Origin of the sequence: Micromonospora haikouensis (genome assembly GCF_900091595.1) — a bacterium.
GTDB lineage: Bacteria > Actinomycetota > Actinomycetes > Mycobacteriales > Micromonosporaceae > Micromonospora > Micromonospora haikouensis.
Genome location: NZ_FMCW01000031.1, coordinates 17,772 through 40,274 on the forward strand (window position 1 = coordinate 17,772; position 22,503 = coordinate 40,274).

General features: G+C 73.6%; 20 protein-coding genes. 5 read left to right on the forward strand and 15 right to left on the reverse strand.

Annotation, left to right across the window (positions count from 1 at the left end):
• Window positions 1–6 precede the first annotated feature (6 nt).
• The 3 genes from GA0070558_RS26520 to GA0070558_RS26530 are packed head-to-tail and all read right to left on the reverse strand — an operon-like array spanning window position 7 to window position 2,730.
• Window positions 7–825, reverse strand: a complete 819-nt coding sequence (locus tag GA0070558_RS26520) for an SDR family NAD(P)-dependent oxidoreductase (protein ID WP_077937691.1) — start codon at window positions 823–825, stop codon at window positions 7–9.
• Window positions 822–1,802 carry an alpha-ketoacid dehydrogenase subunit beta gene (locus tag GA0070558_RS26525; RefSeq protein ID WP_091284596.1) on the reverse strand — a complete coding sequence of 327 codons (981 nt, stop codon included), beginning with the start codon at window positions 1,800–1,802 and terminating at the stop codon, window positions 822–824. The genes GA0070558_RS26520 and GA0070558_RS26525 overlap by 4 nt, the downstream gene beginning before the upstream one ends.
• Window positions 1,795–2,730 (reverse strand): thiamine pyrophosphate-dependent dehydrogenase E1 component subunit alpha, encoded by a 936-nt coding sequence (locus tag GA0070558_RS26530; protein ID WP_091284597.1) that lies wholly within the window; start codon window positions 2,728–2,730, stop codon window positions 1,795–1,797. The genes GA0070558_RS26525 and GA0070558_RS26530 overlap by 8 nt, the downstream gene beginning before the upstream one ends.
• Window positions 2,731–2,860: 130 nt before the next feature.
• Between GA0070558_RS26530 and GA0070558_RS26535 the strand changes: the two genes are divergently transcribed.
• Complete coding sequence (locus GA0070558_RS26535; protein ID WP_091284598.1) at window positions 2,861–3,991, forward strand: mandelate racemase/muconate lactonizing enzyme family protein; 1,131 nt, start codon at window positions 2,861–2,863, stop codon at window positions 3,989–3,991.
• A 124-nt stretch (window positions 3,992–4,115) separates the two neighbouring features.
• On the opposite strand, the gene GA0070558_RS26540 is transcribed toward GA0070558_RS26535, so the two are convergent.
• From GA0070558_RS26540 to GA0070558_RS26565, 6 genes are all read right to left on the reverse strand, one after another.
• Window positions 4,116–4,439 carry an L-rhamnose mutarotase gene (locus GA0070558_RS26540; RefSeq protein ID WP_091284599.1) on the reverse strand — a complete coding sequence of 108 codons (324 nt, stop codon included), beginning with the start codon at window positions 4,437–4,439 and terminating at the stop codon, window positions 4,116–4,118.
• 116 nt (window positions 4,440–4,555) lie between these two features.
• Entirely contained in the window at window positions 4,556–5,389 is an 834-nt protein-coding gene (locus GA0070558_RS26545; protein ID WP_077937686.1) for a carbohydrate ABC transporter permease, read from the reverse strand.
• Window positions 5,386–6,348, reverse strand: coding sequence for a carbohydrate ABC transporter permease (locus GA0070558_RS26550; protein ID WP_091284601.1), 963 nt, complete (start codon window positions 6,346–6,348; stop codon window positions 5,386–5,388). Before GA0070558_RS26550 ends, GA0070558_RS26545 begins: the two co-directional genes overlap by 4 nt.
• A gap of 60 nt (window positions 6,349–6,408) precedes the next feature.
• Complete coding sequence (locus GA0070558_RS26555) at window positions 6,409–7,710, reverse strand: ABC transporter substrate-binding protein (RefSeq protein WP_256092138.1); 1,302 nt, start codon at window positions 7,708–7,710, stop codon at window positions 6,409–6,411.
• A 13-nt stretch (window positions 7,711–7,723) separates the two neighbouring features.
• On the reverse strand, window positions 7,724–8,725 hold the full coding sequence (locus GA0070558_RS26560) for a Gfo/Idh/MocA family protein (RefSeq protein ID WP_091284603.1): 1,002 nt from the start codon (window positions 8,723–8,725) through the stop codon (window positions 7,724–7,726).
• Window positions 8,722–9,966: a M20 metallopeptidase family protein gene (locus GA0070558_RS26565; protein ID WP_176734386.1), complete on the reverse strand. Its 1,245-nt coding sequence runs from the start codon at window positions 9,964–9,966 to the stop codon at window positions 8,722–8,724. The genes GA0070558_RS26560 and GA0070558_RS26565 overlap by 4 nt, the downstream gene beginning before the upstream one ends.
• 110 nt (window positions 9,967–10,076) lie before the next feature.
• On the opposite strand from GA0070558_RS26565, the gene GA0070558_RS26570 reads away from it, so the two are divergent.
• Window positions 10,077–10,904 (forward strand): amidohydrolase family protein, encoded by an 828-nt coding sequence (locus GA0070558_RS26570; RefSeq protein WP_091284608.1) that lies wholly within the window; start codon window positions 10,077–10,079, stop codon window positions 10,902–10,904.
• 75 nt (window positions 10,905–10,979) lie between these two features.
• On the opposite strand, the gene GA0070558_RS26575 is transcribed toward GA0070558_RS26570, so the two are convergent.
• A complete protein-coding gene (locus GA0070558_RS26575) occupies window positions 10,980–12,608 on the reverse strand; it encodes an alkaline phosphatase D family protein (RefSeq protein ID WP_091284611.1) in 1,629 nt (542 codons plus the stop codon).
• A gap of 145 nt (window positions 12,609–12,753) precedes the next feature.
• Between GA0070558_RS26575 and GA0070558_RS26580 the strand changes: the two genes are divergently transcribed.
• On the forward strand, window positions 12,754–13,683 hold the full coding sequence (locus GA0070558_RS26580) for a diacylglycerol/lipid kinase family protein (RefSeq protein ID WP_091284613.1): 930 nt from the start codon (window positions 12,754–12,756) through the stop codon (window positions 13,681–13,683).
• Window positions 13,684–13,803: 120 nt separating this feature from the next.
• Here GA0070558_RS26580 and GA0070558_RS26585 read toward each other — a convergent pair whose 3' ends face one another.
• The 3 genes from GA0070558_RS26585 to GA0070558_RS26595 form a co-directional block, all read right to left on the reverse strand.
• Complete coding sequence (locus tag GA0070558_RS26585; protein WP_218107109.1) at window positions 13,804–14,385, reverse strand: NADPH-dependent FMN reductase; 582 nt, start codon at window positions 14,383–14,385, stop codon at window positions 13,804–13,806.
• A gap of 153 nt (window positions 14,386–14,538) precedes the next feature.
• The gene (locus GA0070558_RS26590) at window positions 14,539–16,197 is read right to left on the reverse strand and encodes an amidase (protein WP_256092139.1); all 1,659 of its coding nucleotides are present in this window, start codon (window positions 16,195–16,197) and stop codon (window positions 14,539–14,541) included.
• Entirely contained in the window at window positions 16,197–16,496 is a 300-nt protein-coding gene (locus GA0070558_RS26595) for a hypothetical protein (protein ID WP_091284617.1), read from the reverse strand. The genes GA0070558_RS26590 and GA0070558_RS26595 overlap by 1 nt, the downstream gene beginning before the upstream one ends.
• Window positions 16,497–16,812: 316 nt before the next feature.
• On the opposite strand from GA0070558_RS26595, the gene GA0070558_RS26600 reads away from it, so the two are divergent.
• Window positions 16,813–17,829: a DUF1996 domain-containing protein gene (locus GA0070558_RS26600; protein ID WP_091284619.1), complete on the forward strand. Its 1,017-nt coding sequence runs from the start codon at window positions 16,813–16,815 to the stop codon at window positions 17,827–17,829.
• 84 nt (window positions 17,830–17,913) lie between these two features.
• Here GA0070558_RS26600 and GA0070558_RS26605 read toward each other — a convergent pair whose 3' ends face one another.
• The gene (locus tag GA0070558_RS26605) at window positions 17,914–18,894 is read right to left on the reverse strand and encodes an ion transporter (protein WP_091284621.1); all 981 of its coding nucleotides are present in this window, start codon (window positions 18,892–18,894) and stop codon (window positions 17,914–17,916) included.
• 473 nt (window positions 18,895–19,367) lie between these two features.
• Between GA0070558_RS26605 and GA0070558_RS26610 the strand changes: the two genes are divergently transcribed.
• Window positions 19,368–20,924, forward strand: coding sequence for a pectate lyase family protein (locus GA0070558_RS26610; protein ID WP_091284623.1), 1,557 nt, complete (start codon window positions 19,368–19,370; stop codon window positions 20,922–20,924).
• Window positions 20,925–21,048: 124 nt separating this feature from the next.
• On the opposite strand, the gene GA0070558_RS26615 is transcribed toward GA0070558_RS26610, so the two are convergent.
• The gene (locus tag GA0070558_RS26615) at window positions 21,049–22,158 is read right to left on the reverse strand and encodes an MFS transporter (RefSeq protein ID WP_176734387.1); all 1,110 of its coding nucleotides are present in this window, start codon (window positions 22,156–22,158) and stop codon (window positions 21,049–21,051) included.
• Window positions 22,159–22,503 lie beyond the last annotated feature (345 nt).

The following is a 22,503-nucleotide window of genomic DNA, read 5'->3' on the forward strand; positions in this document are numbered from 1 at the left end:
GGCTGATCAGCCGGCGCAGACCGTGCCGACGAGGCCGGCACTGACCGGCGACGCCAGCAGGACCAGCACCGAGGCGACGTCCTCGGGGCGACCCAGCGCGGCCTCGACCGCGGCGATCCGCCCGCCGTCGGTGCCGTTGGCCCGCGCCTCGTCCAGCGACCGTCGCATCAGCGGCGTGTCGATGTCCCCCGGGCAGAGCGCGTGCACGCGGATCCCCTGTGGACCGAGCTGGCGGGCCAGCGTGAGCGCCAGACCGTGCAACCCTCCCTTACTCGCGCCGTAGGGTACCGAGCCGGAGCCGGTCTGCACGCCCGCCTTCGACCCGACCAGCACGAGCACGCCGTCGCCCCTGCTCAGGTGCCGCGCGGCGTGCTTGGCGACCAGGAACGGGCCGGTGAGGTTGACGGCGATGACCCGCGCCCACAGCTCGACCGGCACGTCGCGCACGTCCAGGCCCTGGCCGCGCATCACGCCCGCGACGTGCAGCACGGCGTCGACCCCGCCCAGGTCGGCTGCCACGGCGTCGAACGCGGCGGCCACCTCGTCCTCGACGGTGACGTCCACGCCGCGGGAGCAGGCCGTCGCCCCGGCCGCGCGGGCCCGCGCGGCGGCGCGGTCCGCGCCGGCGGAGTCGGCGTCGAGCACGGCGACGGCCGCACCGGCGTCGGCGGCGGCGACCACGGTGGCCAGGCCGATGCCGGACGCGCCGCCGACGACGACCACCCGCCGGCCGGCGAGCAGGCCGGCGGCGGCCCCGCCGCCGGTGCCCGCACCGGACGGCGGGACCCGGTCGCCGGCACCGGACGGCGGGCCCCCGTCGCTCACGCCCGCACCGTCCGGCGTACCGCGTCGGCCACGGTCGCGGCCTCGGGCACCACGACGGCCTGCAGGGCGGGCGCGGCGGGCATCGGCACGTCCGGGGCGGCCACCCGGGCGATCGGCGCGCGCAGGTCGGCGAAGCACTCGGCGGCGGCCCGGGCGGCGATCTCCGCGCCGAACCCGCCGGTGAGGTTGGCCTCGTGCGCGACGACCAGCCGGCCGGTGCGGGCCACCGACGCGGCGACCGTGTCGAAGTCGAGGGGGTTGAGCCAGCGCAGGTCGACCACCTCGGCGTCGATGCCCTCCCCGGCCAGGGTGGTGGCGGCGTCGAGGGCCGCCGACACCATCCGGGACCAGGAGACGACGGTGACGTCGGTGCCGGACCGGACGACCCGGGCCCCGCCGACCGGTTCCACCGGGGCGTCGGTGCGCACCGGGCCCCGGGTCGGGTAGAGCATCCGGGCCTCGGCGACGACCACCGGGTCGTCGCTGACGACGGCGGTGCGCAGCATCTGGTACGCGTCGTCGGGGGTGGCCGGCAGCGCGACCCGCAGGCCGGGGGTGTGCGCGAAGTACGCCTCCGGCGAGTGCGAGTGCTGGGCGCACGCCCCGGGCGAGTAGCCCTGCTGCATCCGGATCACCAGCGGGGCCTTCCAGCGCCCGGCGCTGGAGTAGCGGATGGTGGCGATCTGGTTGACGATCTGGTCCATCGCCACGAACGAGAAGTCGGCGTACATGATCTCGGCGATCGGCCGCAGGCCGGTCATGGCCGCGCCGAGGGCCATGCCGAGGAAGCCGGTCTCGGAGATCGGGGTGTCGAAGATCCGGTCGGAGCCGAACCTCTTGTGCAGCCCCTTCGTGGCGCCGAACGGCCCGCCGGGCAGGGCCACGTCCTCGCCGAAGTAGACGGTGTCGGTCCGGCTGTCCAGGGCCCAGGTAAGGGCCGCGTTGACGGCCTGGATGTAGCGCAGCGACTCAGACATAGACGTGCTCCCTCGCGGTCGCCGGGTCCGGGTGGGGCACGGCGCGGGCGGCGGTGACGGCGGCCTCGATCTCGGCGTCGACCTCGGCGTCGATCGCGTCGAGCCGGGCGGTCAGGTCGGCGTCGGCGGCGGTCCGGATGCGGGCCAACGGCTCGCGTTGCCGGGCGGCGGTGATCTCGCCGGCCGGGCGGTAGTGCTGCGCGTCGCCGCTGTAGTGGCCGACGAGGCGCTCGGTCATGGCCTCCACGATGGACGGCCCGGAGCCCTCGCGGGCCCGGTCCACGGCCTCGGCGACCGCGTCGTACACGGCGTCGGGGTCGTTGCCGTCGACCACCCGGCCGGGCAGGCCGTAGCCGGCGGCCCGCTCGGCGAGCTGCTTGACCCGCACCATGTCCGAGATGCGCGACATCTCGGAGTAGACGTTGTTCTCCACCACCAGCACCAGGGGCAGGTCGAGCACGGCGGCGAGGTTGAGCGCCTCGTGCACGTTGCCCTGGTTCATCGCGCCGTCGCCGATGCTGACCACCGACACCGCGCCGCTGCCGGTGCGCTGCGCGGTGAGCGCCGCACCCGTCGCGATCGGCACCCCGGCGCCCACGATGGAGTTCTCGCCGACGAACCAGCGGCCCGGGTCCGACAGGTACGGCGAGGCGGCGCGCCCGCCGCACAGCGCCGAGTCGCGGCCCATCATCTCGGCGAACAGGCCCGTGAGGTCGACGCCCCGGGCGATCGCCCAGCCGTGCCCCCGGTAGGTCGCGGTGACGTGGTCCCCGTCGCGCAGCGCCCGGCAGGCACCGACCGGGATGGCCTCCTGGCCGTTGCACAGGTGGATCGAGCCCGGGATCTCGCCGGCGTCCTTGAGGGCGGTCAGCCGCTCCTCGAACCGGCGGATCCGGGCCATGAGCCGATAGTCGTCCGGCAGCCCCATCACACCCCCCAGAGATAATTGAGCCTTATTCCGGCTCGTTGGTTGTGGAGCCTAGACCAGCAGTCCAAGGCTATGGAAGAGTGCTGAAGCAAGTTTGTGGCCGTTATTGGTCTCTAATTGGGGAGCGGGCATGGAGATCGTCGAGGTCGAGTCGGCGGTGCGCGGCGACGCGCACTTCGTCCAGGTGCACACGGCGGACGGGCTGACCGGGGTCGGCCAGTCCGCCTGCTGGGGCTACCCGACGGCGGTGCACGCCGTGGTGGAGGCGTTCCGGCCCTACCTGATCGGGGCGGACGCCGGCCGGATCGAGCACCACTGGCACCACCTCTACCGGATGGGCCCGTTCCGCGGCTCGGTGCTCACCGCCGCCGTCTCCGCCGTCGACCTGGCCCTGTGGGACCTGCTCGGCAAGCGGCTCGGCGTGCCGGTGTGGCAGCTGCTGGGCGGCCGGGTGCGCGAGCGGATCCGGCTGCACCTGCTGCTGGGCGGCACCGGCGCACAGGCCCTCGCCGCCGAGGCCGCCGTCGCCGTCGCCGACGGCTTCACCGCCGTGAAGTTCGACCCGCTGCCGGCGAACTACGGCGACCTGTCGCAGGCCCGCCTCGTGGCCGAGACCGAGGCCACCACGGCGGCGGTGCGCGACACCGTCGGCACGGACGTCGACCTGCTGATCGAGCTGCACCGCAAGCTCACCCCGTTACAGGCCGAGGCGGTCGTGCCGGCGCTGGCCCGGCACCACCCGCTGATGGTGGAGGACGCGATCCAGATCGACAGCGTGAGCAGCCAGGCCGGGGTGCTCCGGCGGGCGCCGGGCGTGCCGATGGCCAACGGGGAGCGGCTGCACACCATCTGGGAGTTCAAGGAGCTGCTCGCCCAGGGCGGCGCGCAGTACGTGCGGCCCGACGTCGGGCTCGCCGGCGGCCTCAGCCACGCCCGCAAGATCGCCGCGCTGGCCGAGGCGCACCACGCGGCCGTGGTCACCCACAACTGCCTCGGCCCGCTGCTGACCATGGCCTCCGTGCACCTGGACACGGTCATCCCGAACTTCGTCACCCAGGAGTACTCGCCGCTGGACGACGCGCTCGCCGACGGCCCGGCCCGGGCCTGCGTGCGCCGCGAGGGCGGGTTCCTGCCCGTGCCGCAGGACCCCGGTCTGGGCGTCACCCTCGACCTGTCCGACCCGACGCCGCTGGACCTGACCGGCCGGCCGCTGACCCGCATCCCGCTGCGCGCCGACGGCTCCGTCGCGTACGCGGTGTAAGGAAGGGCCCCCTGTTAACGCCTGCGGTAGAGAAGGGAACCCTTCTCACCGCAGGCGCAGGCGGCGCGGGGTGGGGCGCGGCGCGGGGTGCGCGGGCGCGGTGGGGGCGGCGGGCGCGGACCCGCTAGGCGGGCGGTGGGTGGCCGGGGTGGTGGAACACCCGGTGCGCCCACAGCGGCTCGCCGTCGGCGTCGGCGATCTCGGCGAACAGGTGCGCCAGCGACGCCGTCCACCGGGCCTGCACCGGCGAGGCGCCGGTGACCGCGTCGGCGTGGGCGAAGCCCGAGCGGGTCCGCAGCACGCAGATCAGCAGCAGGTCGCGCCGGTAGATGGCGTACTCGTAGATCCCCGCCTCGTCGAGCAGCGCGGACAGTTCCGGCCACACCTCGGCGTGCCGGCGCTCGTACTCGGCCTCGGCGCCGGGGCGCAGCCGGTACAGGTGGCACACCTGCTCCCCCGGCCCGGCCGTCGCGCCCGCCGCGCGCCCCGCCGGGCCGGCGCCGCCAGCCGGCGGACGAGCGGGGCCGGCCGGCGGACGAGCGGGGCCGGCACCCGCCGGGGCGGTCACTTGCCCGAGCCGGCCAGCGCGCCGGAGACGAGCTGCCGCTGGAAGACCAGGTAGATGACCAGCACCGGCAGCAGCGCGACGATCAGGCCGGCGCTGACCAGCGGCACCGACACGTCGTACTGGCCGCTGAGCAGGGAGACGCCGACCATCAGCGTCTTGCTGTCCGAGCCGCCCATGATGACCAGGGGCAGCAGCAGGTCGTTCCACATCCAGACGAAGTTGAAGATGGCCAGCGCCGCGAGGGCCGGGGTGGCGATGGGGGCGAGCAGCCGGAACAGGATGGTCAGGTGCCCCGCGCCGTCGACGCGGGCCGCCTCGATCAGCTCGTCGGGCACCTGCTGGAAGTAGCCGGCGAGCTGATACGTGCCCAGCGGCAGCCCGAACGCCGCGTACGCCAGGATCAGGCCCTGGTATTCGCCGGACATGCCCAGGTCGAGCACGGTCTGGTAGAGCGGGTAGATGATCGCCTGGCTGGGGATGGTCAGGGTCACGATGATCAGCAGGAAGACGATCTTGCGACCGCGGAAGCGCAGCTTCGTCACCGCGTACGCGACCAGCAGCGCGGCGAGCACCGACAGCACCAGCCCGCCGACGGTGGTGATCAGCGAGTTGAGCAGCAGCCGGGGCATGTTCATCCGGCGGAACGCCTCGAGGTAGTTGTCCAGGGTGATCCCGGCGGGCAGGCCCAGCGGGTCCTCGGCGAAGCCGGCCTGCGTCTTCAGCGAGCTGACCACGGTGAACAGCAGCGGGTAGATCGCCGCGACGGCGACGACGACCAACGCGAACGTCAGCAGGTAGCGCCCGATGCGGGCGGAGTGGCGCGCGTTCATCGCGGCTTACGGGTCCCCTCTGTGAACATGTGCCGCACGCTGAAGATCGACAGCACGGCGACGAAGACGAACAGGGCGATGCCGATGGCCGAGCCGTAGCCGCGGTCGAGGAACTGGAAGGTGGTGAGGAAGACCAGGTACTCGGGGAGCATGGTGGCGTCGCCCGGCCCGCCCTGGGTCAGCGCGTAGATCAGCGGGAACAGCCAGATCAGCACGCCGGAGGCGCAGAGCACGCTCCAGTACGCCACGGTCGGGCGCAGCATCGGCACGACCACCGAGAACAGTCGCCGCCAGAAGCCCGCCCCGTCGAGGTAGGCCGCCTCCAGCGTCTCCTCGGGGATGGTGGCCAGCCCGGCGAGGTAGGTCATCACGCCGAGGCCGAAGAAGCTCCACAGGGCGACCGCGACCAGCGAGAACAGCGCGCTGTGCCGGCCGTTGAGCCACTCGATCGCCAGCGGCTGCAGGCCGACGCCGCGCAGCAGGGCGTTGAGCGGCCCGTCGGGGGCGAGGATCTGCCGGAACATGATGCCGACGACGATGGGCGCGATGGTGTACGGCACGAAGTAGACGGCGCGGAAGAACTTCCAGCCCGGCGAGCGCTGGTGGATGAGCAGCGCCAGCACCAGCGGGACCACGATCCACACCGGCAGGGTGGCCACCACCAGCAGGGCGTTGCGGAAGCTGGTGAGCACCATCGGGTCGTCGAACATCCGGGTGTAGTTGTCGGCCCCGGCGAACTCGCTGCCGCCGAACCCGCTGGACGACTCGAAGCTGGTGAGCACGCCCCGCGCGAGGGGCACCAGCTTGAACAGCACGGCCAGGGCGAGCGCGGGCAGCACCAGCGCGGCACCGAGCCACCATTCCCGGGCCTGTCCCGGCCGGTGGGCCCGGCGGCGGCCGGGCGCGGGCGGGGCGTCGGCGGCCACCGGCTCCGACGCGGGCGCCGTGGAGATCGTCATCAGGGTTCCTCCCCGGGGCTGGCCGGGCGGGGCGACGAGGGGTCGCCCCGCCCGGGGTGGCTACTTGGTCTGCTTCTTCGTGGGGCTGCGCTCCAGCGCCTGCTGCATCTGCTCGGCCCACTTGTCGACGGTGAGCTGGCCGAGGGTGACCTGCTGCCAGCCGCGGGCCAGGGCGTCGGCCTCGGGGCCGGAGAGCATCACCCCGGCGTGCAGGGTCGGCTGGGCCACCAGTTCCTGGATCTTCAGGAAGGCCGGCGACGAGGGCAGCAGCGCCTTGTCGACGTTCTTGTTCAGCGGCTGGCCCTTGCCGTACTTGACCCACAGCTCGCCGTTCTCCTTGCCGGCGAGCCAGGTGATGAACTCCAGGCCGGCCTGCTTCTTCTGGCTCCACTGGGTGACGCCGTAGACGGCGCCCTCGATGCCGGAGAACTTCTGGGCCAGCGGGGCCGCCGGGTCGATCGCCGGCCACCGGGTGACGCCGAGCTTGTCGTCGCCGAGGGCCTTGCCGAACGCCTCCCAGTTCACCGCGTCGGAGATGATGGTGCCGGCGAACGCGGCGTCACCGCGCTGGAAGATGTCCGCGCCGTCGGGGAGCATGGTGATCGACGGGGCGTTCTTGTTCGCCCAGCCCTTGGTGGTGATCTCCGCGAGCTTCTCCAGCACCGCGACGAGCTTCGGGTCCTTCCAGGACAGCTTGCCGGCGAGCAGGGCCCGGATGTCGTCCTCGGTGAGATAGTTGCGGGTGATCTCCGGGAAGTCCCAGTACGCCGGGAAGGTGCCGGAGAGGCCGAGCGCGAGGCAGGTCTTGCCGGCCTTCTTCACCGCGTCGCAGGCCGCGCCGAACTCGTCCCAGGTCGCCGGGGGCTTCTCCGGGTCCAGGCCGGCGGCGGTCAGGACGGCCTTGTTGTAGTAGAGGACGTTGCCCTGGTAGGAGAACGGCACGCCGTAGCAGGTCTTGCCGGTGTCGAAGCCCTCGCAGGCGCCGCTGTAGGTGACCAGGTCCTTGGTGATCTCGGCGGCCTTGTCGCCCAGCGGCACGTACGCGCCGCGCCGGTCGAACAGCTCCAGGCCGGCGTTGTTGGCCATCACGTCCGGCCCGGACTGCGAGGTGATGTACGGGCCCTGCACCTCGGGGTACTTGTCGAAGGGGACGGACTGCATCTCCAGCTTGATGTTCGGGTGGCCGGCCTCGAAGGTGCTCTTGACCTGCTTCCAGTACTCGGTGCCGCCGGGCTCCCAGGTCAGCACCTTCAGGGTGACCGGGCCGTCGCTGGCGTCGTCACCGCCGCCGCCGCATCCGGTCAGCAGCGCGGCGGCCGCCATGCCGGCGGCGAGGGCGCCGGCCAAACTCCGTCGAAACATCGGGTAGCTCCTGTCACAAGTGGGGGCTCTGAGGGACGCGGCGGGCCGACCCGCCGGCGGAGGCGCTGTCGACCACGGCCTCGGCGACCCGGACGACGTGCAGGCCGTCGGCGAGCGGGACGACCGCCGTCGGCTCGGTGCCGTCGATCCGGCCGAGGAAGTGCCGCAGCTCGGCGGCGAGCGCTCCGCCGCCGTCGACCGGGGAGAGGAGCCAGTCCGGCGCCTCGGTCGGCTCGCCCTGGACGAGCAGCGTGGGGTGGCCGAGGTCGACGTGCGCGACCCCGTCGGTGCCGTACACCTCGACCAGGTCCGAGGTGTGGTTCGGGGTGTGCTCGGGCAGCAGGTAGCTGTTGCGGATCGACGACACGACGTCGTTGGCGTGCCGCAGCTCCGCCCACACCAGGACCGGGGTGGCCGATCCGGGTCGGGTCCGGGCCGCCGCGCGCACCTCGACCACGGGCGCTCCGGCGTACCAGAGGGCGAGGTCGATGTCGTGCACGGCGGTGAGCAGCGCGGGGTGTTCGCGCGGGAAGAGCCGGCTGAGGGTGCGGGGCCGGTCGCGGCGCGACGACACGGCGAGCACGTCGCCGATCCGGCCGGCGCGGACCGCGTCGTGCAGGGCCCGGTGCGGGGCGCTGTGCCGCAGGATGTGCCCCGGCTGGCAGAGCACGCCGGAGCGTTCGGCGGCGGCCACGATGGCGGCGGCGTCGGCGGCGGTCGCGGCGAGCGGCTTCTCCACCAGCACGGGCACCCCGGCGGCGAGCAGCTCCACGGCGACCGCGCGGTGCGCCGGGCCGGGGACGCACACCGACGCGGCGGCCGGCCCGGCGGCGGCCAGCAGCTCGGCCACGGTGGCGTACGTCCGCGGCACGTCGTGCTCTGCGGCCACCCGCGCCCGGGTCGCGGCGTCCGGCTCGACCAGGGCGTGCACGGGCACGCCGAGCGACCGGTACGCGGCCAGGTGCCGTACGCCGAACGCCCCGGCGCCGACCACGGCCACGGACGGGCGGCTCATGCCCCGACCGCCTCGGAGGTGGCGGCGGGGGCGGCACCGGCGGCCCGCGCGCCGGGGACGTCGGCGGTCTCCGCCTCGGCGAGGCGGCCGGCGAGGACGGCCCGGGTGAGGCGGTCCAGGGCTGCCACGCCCGCCCCGATGCACCGCTCGTCGACGTCGAAGGCGCCGGAGTGCAGCGGCGCGCCGCCGCGCTCGCCGGTCACCCCGAGCTTGACGTACAGGCTGGGGCCGAGCGCGCCCAGCAGGGCGAAGTCGTCGGTGGTCAGCGGCGGCGCGGTCAGGTCCGCGACGGTGACCACGGCGGGCAGCTCGGCGTGGGCGAGGGCCACCAGCGGCGCGGCGTTGCGCACCGGCGGCATCTCGTTGGCCCAGGTGAACCGCAGGCCCAGGTCGAGCGCGGCGGCCTGCTGCCGGGCGATGCGCTCGATGACCTCCTTGAGCCGCGCGCGGGTGGCCTCGTCGTGGGTGCGCAGGGTGCCGGTCGCCTCCGCCCGCTCGGCGACCTGGCTCTGGCTGGCCCCGCCCGCGATGGTGCCGATGTTGAAGGCGACCAGCTCGTGCGGGTTGCGGGAGCGGGCGACCCCGGCGTGCAGGAGGTTGACGATGCCGGCCAGGCCGAGGATGGCGTCCCGGCCCAGGGCGGGGGTGGCGGCGTGCGCGGCGCGGCCGAGCACCTCGACCCGGAAGGCGTCCTTGGCCGCCATCGCGGTCTCCCGGTCGACGCCGACCGCGCCGACGGGCAGGTCGGGCCAGCAGTGCAGGCCGAGGACGGCGTCGAAGCGCCGGCCGCGCAGGGCGGCGTCGGCGAGCACGGCGGCGGCGCCGGAGTCCTCGCCGAAGGGGATCTCCTCGGCCGGCTGGAACAGCACGGTCACCGTGCCCCGCGCGGGCGGGTCGGCCGCGAGCCGGGCCGCGACGCCGGCGACGACGCTCATGTGCACGTCGTGCCCGCAGGCGTGGCAGACCCCGGGGTTGCCCGACGCCCAGGGCACCTCCTTGGCGTCCTGGACCGGATAGGCGTCCATATCGGCCCGAAGCAAGACCGAGGGGCCCGGCGCACGCCCTTCGATCTCGGCGACGAGACCGGTGCCGGCAACGCCGGAGCGAACCCGGGCGATCGGGGCGAGCCGGTCGGCGAGGACCGCCGCCGTCTGCTTCTCGGTGAACCGCAGCTCAGGATGCTGGTGAAGCTGCCGTCGCAGCCGCACCAGATCATCAACGCCCTCGTACGCCTGCACCACGCGGACCACCCCTCGCCTGCGTCCGATAATCCGGACCTAATTGAGACAAGAACCTAAGCGAGGGGTCCTCCCACGTCAATGGGCAGCTCGGAATCGGTTAGGGTCCGGCCATGGAACGCGCCGACGCACACCTGCACCTCTTCGCCGACGGGTATCCGGGCCGCTACGGAGGGTCCCCGGCCGGGGGCGACGAACTCGCCGTCTACCGGACTTTGCGTCACGAACACGGCATCGACCGGGCGCTCGTCGTCGGCTACGAGGGCGCGCCGAGGTTCGCCGGCAACAACGGGCACCTCGCCGCGCTCGCGGCCAGCCACGACTGGATCGCGCCGGTGGCGTACGTTCCGGTCACCGGCACCGACCGGGCCGGCCTGGACCGCCTCTGGGCGGCGGGGTTCGCGGGCGTCGCCGCGTACCTGCCCGACCCGGACGCGGCCGACGCGTTCGCCGGCTGGGCCCGGACCGTCGCCGGGCCGCTCAACGACGCCCGCGCGGTGGTCAGCCTCAACGCCACGCCCGAGGCGACCGGCCGGCTCAGGCGGGCACTGGCGGCGCTCGACGGCTGCCCGGTGCTGTTCAGCCACCTCGGCCTGCCCGGCCGGCAGCGCGCCGTGCCGGCCGACCGGGCCGCCGCCGACCGGCTCGCCCCGCTGACCGACCTGGCCCACCTGCCGCACGTCGGGGTCAAGGTCTCCGGCCTGTACGCCGTGAGCGACCCCGCCGAGGCGTACCCGCACGACGCCGCCCGGCCCTTCGTCGACCTGCTGCTGCACCGGTTCGGCGCGCGGCGGCTCTACTGGGGTTCGGACTTCTCCCCCAGCCTGGACCACGTGTCGTTCGCCCAGACCCTGCGCCCGGTCGGGCTCGACGGGCTCTCCGCCGCCGAGGCGGCCGACGTGTTCGGCGGCAACCTCCACCGCGCCCTGCGCGGGCGCTGACGCCGGGGCGGGACGGGCGGTGACGCCGCAGCGGGGCGGGACGGACCGCTTCCCGCCCGCCCCGCCGCAGCCGGGTCACGCCTGCGGCGCGGCCTCCCGGCGCAGCGTCGACGACCCGGCGGCCACCGACCAGCCGGCCACCCACCGGCTGGCGCTGCCCGGACGGGTCCGGTCCGCCAGGTGGTACCAGTCCATCCGGCACTGCTGCCGGGTCACCTCCAGCACTCCGTAGCCGTGGCCGTCCAGCTCCGTCCAGCGCACGTGCGTGTTGGTCGCGCGGAGCAGGTCCGCGCCGAGGACGCTGAGCGCGTTGCCCTCCCGCAGGCCGAGGAAGTCGTTGACGTTGTCGCTGGTCACCGAGGGCACCACGAACTCGACGGCGGCCGGGGTGGCGGTGCCGGTGGCCCGGGTGGTGACCTCGTTGGCCCACGAGGTGTGGATGTCGCCGGTCAGGAAGACGATGTCGCGGGTGCCGGTGGCGCGCAGGTGGTCGACCAGTTCGTTGCGGTCAGCGTTGTAGCCGTCCCACTGGTCGGGGTTGAGCACCACGCCGTTCTCGGGGACGCCCAGCAGCCGCCCGATCGGGCCGAGCAGCCAGGCGGGCAGCGTGGCGAGGTCGACCCGGGCGATCATCACGGGGTTGCCGACGAGCTTCCACCGGGCGGTGGAGGCGGCCAGGCCGCTCTTGAGCCAGGACATCTGCGCGTCGCCCGTGATCGTCCGGGCCGGGTCGTCGACGGCCGAGCCCGACGCCTGCTGCGACCGGTAGCTGCGCAGGTCCAGCATGGACAGCTCGGCCAGCCGCCCGAACCGCAGCCGGCGGTAGATCGCCCCGTCCGCGCCCGTGCGCACCGGCATCCACTCGGCGTACGCCTGCCGGGCGGCGGCGACCCGGGCGGCGAAGGCGCCCTCGGTGGCCGGGGTGTGGTTCTCCGCGCCGCCGGACCACTGGTCGTTGGCCACCTCGTGGTCGTCCCAGGTGATCACCCACGGCACGGAGGCGTGCAGCGCCTGCAGGTCCGGGTCGGTCTTGTACAGCGCGTGCCGGATCCGGTAGTCGGCCAGCGTCAGCACCTCGTGCGCCGGGAGCACCGGCCGCACCACCGACCCGCCGGCGTCGAACTCGCCGGTGCCGTACTCGTAGAGGTAGTCGCCGAGGTGCACGACGAGGTTGACCTCGCCCCGGTCGGCCAGGTTCCGGTACGCCGAGAAGTAGCCCGCCTCCCAGTTGGCGCAGGAGACCACGCCGAGGCGGAGCCGGTCGATGTCGGCGTCGGCGGGCGGCGCGGTCATGGTGCGCCCGGTCGCCGACCATGCCCCTGCGTAGCCGAACCTGTACCACCACGTGGTGGCCGGGGCCAGGCCGGTGACCGCCACCTTGACGGTGTGGTCGCGGGCGGGACCGGTGGTCAGGGCGCCCTGGGCCACCACGGTCGCGAAGTCGGGGTCGGCGGCGACCTGCCAGGTCACCTCCGCCTCCGGGCCGACGCCGGAGCCGGGCTGCGCCTCGTCGGTGGGGGTGAGCCGGGTCCACAGCAGCACCCCGTCGGGCAGCGGGTCGCCGGAGGCCACGCCGTGCCGGAACGCGCCGCCGGCCGCGCCGGCGGGTGCCGCGCCGGTCAGGGTGGCGCCGGCGAGCACGGCCGTGCCGGCGGATGCGCCGGCCAGCCGCAGGAGGGTACGACGGTCGATGGTGTTCGTCATGCCTCACGTATCTACCGTCTTCACCGTCTCGCCCGCTGCCCCGCGCGCCACTGTTCGCCGATCCTTCACCGGCTGTCGGCCGTTCCCGCGCCACGCGCCAGCCGGCCGCCGGAATCCCCGGCCGGCGGAGATAGGGTCGGCAGCCATGCGGACGAAGCAGGAGTTGGGCGCGGCCATCCGGCGCGACCGGCGGGCGGCGCTGGTGGTCAACGCCCGCTCGCGCCGGGGTCGCCGCCTCTACGAGCACGCCCGGGCCCTGCTGACCCGCGCGGGCTTCGAGCTGCTCGGGGCGTACCCGGCCGACCGCCCCGGCGAGCTGGAGCGCAGCCTCGACGACGCCCTGGCGCTCGGGCCCGACCTGCTCGTCGCGGGCGGCGGCGACGGCACGCAGAGCGCCGCGGCCCGGCTGCTCGCGCACCGCGACGTGGCGCTGGGCCTGCTGCCGCTGGGCACCACCAACAACTTCGCCCGCACCCTCGGCCTCCCGCTGGACCTGGCCTCCGCGGTGGCGGTCCTCGCCGACGGCAAGGTGATCGACGTCGACCTGGGGCTGGCCGGGGACGTGCCGTTCGCCAACCACGTCGGGGTGGGGATGTCGGCCGACATCATGCTGCGCACGCCGCCCGCGCTCAAGCGGGTCACCGGCCGCCTCGCGTACCCGGCGACCGCGCTGGCGCTGCTGGCCCGGCACCGGGCACTGCGGGCCACCGTGCGGGCCGGGGAGGCGACACACGAGTTCCACACCCACCAGTTGTACGTGGCCAACGGCGGGTTCCACGCCGGCCGGCCGATCACCGCCGACACCGACGCCGACGACCGGCTGCTGGTGGCGTACCCGGTCGGCGGGCCGACCCGGCGCGGCCTGCTGCGGGACACCGCCCGCAACGCCGCCACGGGGGCCCGGCGCACCCTCGCCGAGACGCCGTTCCTCGCCGTCGGCGAGCTGTGGCTGGAGACCGACCGGCCGGCGCGGGTCGAGGTGGACGGCGAACTGTGTGGCCAGACCCCGATCCGGATCGGGCTGGCGGCCAACGCGCTGCGGGTGATGGCCCCCGCCGACGCCCTCGACCGCTGAGCGTGCAAGGAAGGGCCCCTTGTTAACGCATACGGTAGAGAAGGGTTCCCTTCTCACGGCCGGTAGACCCGCGGGCAGCCAGCCGGCGGCGCGCCGGACGGGGCGCGCCACCGACCGGGGTCAGGACCCGTACGGCCGGGCCGCCCGCGCCGTGCGCAGCGCCTCGGCCCACCAGCCGAGCTGGTCGAGCATGGCGGTGGCGGCGCGGTTGACCGGGCCGGCGTCCACCGGCTCACCGGCCGGGTCGAAGCAGGCGTGGGCGCCGGCGAAGCTGACCGTCTCGCGGATGGTGACGGTGTGCAGTTCGGCGAAGACCACCCGCAGGGGTTCCACCGCCCGCAGGCCGCCGGAGATGCCGCCGTACGAGACGAAGCCGACGGGCTTGGCGTGCCACTGCGCGCCCACCGAGTCGATCGCGGCCTTCAGCGGCCCCGGGTAGCTGTGGTTGTATTCCGGCGTCACCACCACGACGGCGTCGGCCGCCGCGATCCGCTCCGCGAAGGGCGCCCGCGGTTCGTCGGGGGCGGCGGCACCCGGCGCGCCGCCGAGCGCCGCCGGGACGTGGGCGAGGTCGACCAGGTCGACGACGAGGTCGGCGCGTTGGCTCGCCTGACGGCAGAACCAGTTCGCCACGACGGGGCCGAACCGGCCGTCGCGGACGCTTCCGACGATGACGGCCAGCCGGTACGGGGACTCCGACAACGCATCCTCCAGATGGGACGGTGGGCCGTCCCATCGACGGCCACCCGCCGACCGTATGACTTCAACCAGGGTTGAGGTCAATTCGGACGCCACGGGGGTCGCCTGCCGTCGTCGCCGACCCGCCCGGAGGCGGCGGGCCGGCGACGACGGGGTTCACTGGGCCAGCTCGGCGACCTCCTCGGCGGTCAGCCGCAGGGCGGCGGGGGCCGCGGCCGACGCCAGGCCGCGCGCCGCGGCGGACGGGGCCGCCGGCGGGTCGGCGGGACGCCGCCGGTGCCAGTCGGTGACCGCCTGGTACGCCGCCGCCACCGACAACAGTCGGTCCTCGCCGTACGGCAGGCCGCCGAGGATGGTGCCGATCGGCCCGCCCGCCGCGGTGGAGCCGATCGGGAAGGCGATCTCCGGCAGGCCGAGGATGTCGAACGGCACCGGGCTGGTCTGCACCACCACGTCGCAGGAGGCGAAGAGCTGGTCGAGCACCCGCTCCATGAGCAGCAGCTTGGCCCGCTGGCCGGTGATGAACTCGTTGGCGCCCAGCAGCGCGCCCTGCAGCCAGCTCGTCACGGACACGCCGAAGCCGCGCAGGTCGGTGCGCAGGTACGGCATGAACGGCTCGCTGCGCTCGGGCAGCCGGACGTTGTTGAACGCGCCGCCGGTGAGCAGGTCCCACTCGTCGGGCAGCGGCACGTCCACCACGGTCGCGCCGGGGATCGCGGCGAGCTTCGCCAGGTACGCGGCCCGCGCCGCCGCCGTCTCGGTGGTGCCGGCGGTGAAGCCCGGCAGCACGCCGATGCGGGTCTTCCAGCGCAGCTTCAGCTTGCCACCGGAGTACGCCGGGGTGGCCGCGTCGATCAGCTTCGGCACCCCGGGCAGGCCCTGCGTACGCGGGTCGGCGGGGTCCTCGCCGGCCATCGCGGTGAGCATGATGGCCGCGTCCTTGGCGTCGCGGGCCAGCGGGCCGGGGTGGTCGCGGGTGTAGCTGAGCGGGATGATGCCGTGCAGCGAGACGCGGCCCATCGTCGGCTTGAGGCCGGTGAGGTTCTGCGCGTTGGACGGCGCGGTGATCGAGCCGCCGGTCTGGGTGCCGGTGCCGGAGGCGGCGAGCCGCCCGGCGACGGCGGTGGCGGTGCCGGTGGACGAGCCGCCGGGGTCGGTGCGGCTGTCGGTCGGGGTCCACGCGTTGACGGTGGTGACCACCCCGCTGGGGGTGGTGGCCCGGGTGGTGGCCAGCGGCCCCATCTGGGTCTTGCCGAGCACGATCGCCCCGCCGGCGAGCAGCCGGGACACGGCCGTGGCGTCGTACGGCGGCCGGAAGTCGGCGAACAGGTAGGAGTTGGCGGTGGTGGGCACCCCGGCGGTGTAGTAGTTGTCCTTGATCGCCAGCGGGATGCCGTGCAGGGCGCCGCGCCGGGGCTTCTTCGCCAGGGCGGCCGCCGCCTTGGCCGCCGCCTCGGCGAGCACCAGGTTGAACGCCTGGTACGTGCCGTCGTACGTGGAGATGCGGGCCAGGTACGCCTCGACCAGCTTGGCGGGGGTGAGCTTGCCGGCGCGGATCAGCCAGGCCGCCTCGGCGACGGTGAGTTCGGTGGGGTCGGCCACGGCCTCCGGGCGGGGCTTGACGTAGGCGTTGGGCACGTCCAGCGCCGGGTTCCACTTCGCGGCCGTGATCAGGGGTGTTCGGGTCGGACCGGCCGCCGAGGCCACGGCGGGCAGCCCGACGGCGCCGCCGACCGCCGACGCGGCGGCCAGGGCGGCGGTGCGGGCGAGGAAGGCGCGGCGGTCGACGCCACGATCGGCGGGGGCTTCACTCATCACTGCCGCCATTCCGTGCTGATCGAGGGGTAGAGCATCGGGGCGGGCTGCTGGGACAGCGCCATGGCGACGACGGGGTCGGTGCCGGCCGGGGCGGGCAGTTGGTACGCGGCGAGCGTGCCGACGGTGCCCCGCACGAAGGACCGCAGGGACGCCAGCACGGAGTCGCGGCCGGGCGAACCGGTCTGCGGGTCGGCGGTGGTGCCGGGCGAGAGCTGGTCGAGGTCGATGCCGAGGGACGCGAGCCGGGCGCGGATGAGGACGTCCAGTTCGGCGTCGGTCGGTGGGGTGGGCGCCAAGGGGTGCTCCTCCTGGGGTGGGAGATGATGCGCCCACTGTCGGACCGAGCAGTGTCGGCGGCGTGTCGAGTCGATCTCGACGTGGTGAACCCACGCGGGTCTATGCCCTCTGACCTGCGCGGTCGCCGGCCGTCCCGCCCCGCCCGCCGGGCGCCCCGGAACCGGACCGTCCGGAGTGGACCTGGCACACCGTCACTCAGATTGACAGGCATAACTGCGTTCGGTTATCAATGACGCAGAGAGCGCTCTCCCATCCGTCCCGTCTACGGCCCGGCGATCCCGGGCCGGCGCCCGGTGCGCCGGGCGAGGAGGAAGCATGCGGTTCATCCGAGGGCGCCGAGACGCCGGCCCGATCCCCCGCCCGCCCCTGCGCCGCGTCGGCGCGCTGACCGTGGCGCTGCTGACCCTGGTCGCGGGCGGGGTGCTGGCCGACCGGGACGTCGTCGACGCGCGGGCGGCGACCGGCGGTCCGGCCGCCGCCGGCAGCCACGCCGGTCACGCGTACGCGCTCAGCCCCGAGCAGGAGGCCGCCGCCCTGGAGCTCCAGCTCGCGCCGGTGCGCGGCTCCGAGTTCCGGGCCGACTGCCCGAGCAAGGGCCGGGCAGGCGACGACCCGATCGTCATGTGGGGCCGCCCGGGCGCCTCGCACACGCACGAGTTCTTCGGCAACACCACGACCAACGCGTACACCGACCTGGCCTCGCTGCGGGCCGGCGGGACGACCTGCAACCCGGTGGCCGACAAGTCCGCGTACTGGGTGCCGACGCTCTACCAGAACGGCGTGGCGCAGAAGCCGCAGAGCGTCCGGATCTACTACCAGGGCCTCACCGACCGGGCGAACGTCAAGCCCCACCCCCAGGGCCTGCGGATCGTGGTGGGCAACCCGCTTGCCACCAGCGCGGGCGAGAACCCCGCCGCCCGGTGGAACTGCGTCGGCATCCCGGCCGCCAGCGGCGACTTCCCGGTCTGCCCGGCCGGGTCCAAGCTGGAGACGTACCTGGACTTCCCGACCTGCTGGGACGGGAAGAACCTGGACAGCCCCGACCACAAGAGCCACATGGCGTTCGGCCTGGGCGGCGTGGGCGGCACCTGCCCGGCCAGCCACCCGGTGCCCGTGCCCCGGCTGGAGTTCCTCATCACGTACGACGTGCGGGGCACCGGGCTCAGCCTGGCCGGCATCCGCAACGGGGCCAACGTGACCACCGCCCCCGGCTACACGTTCCACGGCGACTTCTTCAACGCCTGGGACGAGGCGGAGCTCGCCCGGCGGGTGAAGACCTGCATCGTCGACGGCTACATCTGCGGCAACGACGGGCAGCCGATCCAGCAGTGACGCTCCCGGCGGCGGCACGCGTCGATCCACCGGCCGGCGCGCGCCGCCGCGTCGTCGCCCGCCGGGCCGCCGGCCCGGATGGCGCTACGGCCTGTCGTCGCGGTCGATGCGCAGTTCCCGCTCCAGTTCGGCGATGACGGCCCGCAGGTCGTCGAGCCGCTGGGTGAGCGCGATCCGGTCCACCTCGTCGGGCACGCCGTCGCCGTCGGCGTCGTAGTCCGGGGCCAGCCGCTCGGTCATCTCCAGCCGGCGGGCCTCCTCCATGGAGTTGACGATGACCGCGATCAGGATGTTGAGCAGCAGGTTGACGGTGATCATCACGTAGCTGACGTAGTAGACCAGCGTCCACGGCGACAGGGCCATGCCCTGCGCCACGAGGTCGGGCAGGGTCTCCAGCGACAGCAGCACGAACAGGGTCAGCAGCGACCGTCCGATGTCGCCGTACTCCTCCGGCTGGGAACGGCCGAAGATCAGCCAGCCGGCCATGCCGTACACGTAGAGCGTCACGCCGGCGAGCGCGAGGAAGCCGGCGACGCCCGGCAGGCTGCGCCACAACGCCGCCACGATCGTGCGCAGGCCCGGCGAAAAGCGCACCAGCCGTAGCATCCGGGCGACCCGGACGACGCGCAGCAACGCGGAGTCACCGTGCAGGCCGGGCACGAAGATCGCAGCAGTCACCAGGAAGTCGAAGACGTTCCAGCCGTGCCGGAAGAAGTCCTGCGGCCGACGGCCGTAGGCCAGCACCCGCACGCCGATCTCGGCGACGAAGGCGAGCCGGAAGGCCCATTCCAGGCCGCGCAGCACCGGCCGCGCCGACCCCAGGTGCGGGTACGTCTCGACGCCGAGCACCGCCCCGTTGGCCAGGATGAGCACGACGATGGCGATCTCGAAGGGCCGGGACCGGGTGACCCGTGCGCACCGCCCGGCCAACCCCGCCGCGACCCGTCCCGCCGCCGGCCGCCCGCCGGACGCGCCGCCGCCACCGGACGACGACCCGCCGCCGGACGCGCCGCCCCCTCGGGACGACGGCCCCCCGCCGGCCACCGGCGGAGGCGCATCGAGCATCCCCCCACCCTACCGGGCCGACCCCCGACGCGATCTTGGCCGGTCGTGGTCGCCCGGTGACACGAAGTGTCCACGTTCGACGACAGGCGTTGTGGCGGCGGCGAGCACCGGGAGCTTTACCGCACAAAGCGGACACGTCCTTGCCATACCCATTCACCGATCCCTATCCTCGGTGTCGGAAAGCGCTTTCCAGGCGACGCGGGTCCGGTCGGTCGGCGGCGATCATCGCCGCGGTCCGGTGCGATCTCCTGCGCATGTTGCCACCTCCACCGGTCCGTCGCGGGCGGGTCCCGTACCGGACGCCGACGCACCGGAACGAGGTGGACGCCATGACGAAGACGCAGCACGCCGCCCGTCGACATGTCGACGGCGACGGGCTCCCGTAGACCACGTCCCAGGGCGGGGGCCTCCTCGTCGCCTCCGGCAGTCGCCGGGCGTACCACCTCCAGGAACACATCGAAGGCGAGGCAAGGATGAGACGACCAGTCCCACTGCGACTCCACGCGGCGGTGGCCGCGACGGTCATCGGGGCCGCGATCTGCGTGGCACTGCCGACGCCCCAGGCGTCGGCGGCGACCGGCGGCGTGACCGGCTACGCGACCCAGAACGGCGGGACCACCGGCGGCGCGGGCGGGCAGACGGTGCGCGCCACCACCGGGACCGCGATCCACACGGCGCTGTGCACCCGGGCCAGCAGCAGCACCCCGATCATCATCCAGGTCGAGGGGACCATCAACCACGGCAACACCGCCAAGGTGTCGGGCAACAGCTGCAACACCAACGCCGGCCTGATCGAGCTCAAGCAGATCAGCAACGTCACGATCGTCGGCGTCGGCAGCGGGGCGGTCTTCGACCAGCTCGGCATCCACATCCGCGACTCCAGCAACATCATCATCCAGAACGTGACCGTCCGGAACGTCAAGAAGTCGGGCTCGCCCACCTCCAACGGCGGCGACGCCATCGGCATGGAGAGCACCGTCCGCAACGTCTGGGTCGACCACGTCACCCTGGAGGCCTCCGGCGGCGAGGCGGAGGGCTTCGACGGCCTGTTCGACATGAAGGACAACGTGCAGTACGTGACGCTGTCCTACAGCATCCTGCGCAACTCCGGCCGCGGCGGCCTGGTCGGCTCCAGCGAGAGCGACCTGGGCAACAACTACATCACGTTCCACCACAACCTGTACGAGAACCTCGACTCCCGCGCGCCCCTGCTGCGCGGCGCCACGGCCCACATGTACAACAACTCCTACGTGAACCTGCGCGAGTCCGGCATCAACTCCCGAGCCGGCGCCAAGGCCAAGGTGGAGAACAACTACTTCAAGGACTCCAAGGACGTCCTGGGCACCTTCTACACCAACGAGCGCGGCTCCTGGCAGGTCGCCGGCAACATCTTCGACAACGTGACCTGGTCCAGCACCGGCAACGAGAACTACCCGGCGGGGCCGAACCCGACCTCCACCACCACCGTCAGCATCCCCTACTCCTACCGCCTCGACGGGGCCAACTGCGTGCCCAACCTGGTGCGCCAGACGGCCGGCGCCAACAAGGGCCTGCAGGTGTCCGACGGCAGCTGCACGCCGCAGACCCCGGCGCCGACCACGCCCGCGCCGACCAGCCCGACCCCCGGGCCGACCACCCCGACGCCGGGCCCGACCAACCCGGGCGGCACGAACCTCAGCCTCGGGGCCGGCGCCGACGGCTCCAGCAAGGCTGACGGCACCAGTTACGGCAACGTGCTGGACGGCAACCTGGGCACCTACTGGTCGCCCTCCGGCTCGACCGGTCGGATCTCGGTCAAGTGGGACGCCGCCGTCCGGGTCGGCTCGGTGAACATCCGGGAGGCCTCCGGCGCCACCGGCGTCATCCGCTCCTGGCGACTGGTCAACAACGACACCGGCGCGGTCCTCGCCTCGGGCAGCAACGGGGTGGGCCTCGTGTCCTTCAGCCCGACCTCGCTGAAGAAGATCAACCTGGAGATCACCGCCGCGAACGGCACGCCGAAGGTCGCGGAGTTCGAGACGTACGCGTAGCCGCGCGTCCCACCGCCGCCACCGCTGACCACCGGAGCGGGGCTGGGGGCCACAGCATCTGACGGCCCCCAGCCCTCGGCAGAATGAGCAAGGGCAGGGCGAGCACGGGGGCCACGAGCACCAGCTACAACGAGCGGGGACGACGACCGCCCGACAGGGCCAGGGCCGCCTGCCCGCCCAGGACCACCAACAGCACCGGCACAATGAGAAAGGCGGCACGCAGGCCGACGTGATCCGCGAGCCTGGCGAGCGCCAGGGGAGCGATGCCGATCGCCAGACCCGAAGCCAGTGCCGCCCTTCCGGCGGCTCGGTCCGGGGCGTGCGGCCAGGCCGCGACCGCCCGGGTGAGGGTCATCGGGTACAACAGCGAGATTCCCAATCCGGTCAGCAACAGGCCGACCGCAGCGAGCACCGTGACCGGCGCAGCCCAGAACACCGCGAAGCCCACGATCGCGACGCCGCAGGCCACCACCACGATGCCCAGCGGGTGACGGCCGGCCGTGACGCGGGCGGCCGCCGTCCGCGTCATCGCCATGCCGAGCAGGAAGAGCGCAGCCAGGGCCGGCGCCACAGCGGCTCCGACGCGGTGCCATTCGCTGAAAGCGTCCGCAGACCAGAAGACCAGACAGAACTCCACGCTGACCGCCAACAGCAGCGCTGTCCAACGTCCCAACAGCGGCCCCGGCTCCAGCCCCAGGCCGGTCCGTGGCGCGTCGGTCGGGCCGGGCTGCTCCCGGTCCGCCAGGCGCCGCACACCGAACAACATCGCTATCGCGACCGGCAGCACGGGCAGCAGATAGCCCACCCTCCAGCCCACGCCCACCAGCACCGCTGTCGCGACAGCGACGGGAGCCAGCACCGAGGCGTAGCTGCTGATGGCATTGGCCTCCGCGACAGCCGCCGCCGCGTTCTGCGGCTGGCGAACATTCAGCGCTGCGGGCACCACTTGCACGACCAGCGCACCGGCCAAGCCGAGCAGGGCCGCACCGAACAGGGTCAGCGCACGAGCCTGCGTCGTCAGCAGAACCGCGCCCGTCGCCAGCCCGCACAGGGCCACCCAAAGGGACACCCGGTGCCCCAACCGGATGGTCACCCGGTGTCCCACCACTCCGATGATGAGCAGCGCGCAGGCGAACAGGCTGGGGTAGAAGGCCACTGCGGCGCGGTCGACGTTCAGCTCACGCTGCAACGGCCCCAGGACGGCGCCCATGCCGTTGAGCAGGTAGCCCAGCACGCCGAGAGTGCCGTACAACAGCCAGGTGTGGACGTCTCGGACGAGACGTGGGGAGCGCTGGTCCGAAGACCCTGAATCCTTCGTATCAAGGACCTGAACAACCGGGTCGGGTTTCAGGCTCTGGTTCTCGATGATGTTCGGGGGACACGGTCGTGAACGTGGTGAGACCCCTCGGCTTCCCGGAGACGGGACCACGGTGCCGCCAGCCGGCTCGACCTGATCGACAGTCGCCTCTGGCTGCCGGTCCTGGCGGGCGCTCCAGGCAGCTTCGTACTCGTCTGGCATACTTGCTCCGGTTCGACGGACATCCCAGATCAGCGGGGATGTGCACCACACGTCATCCTG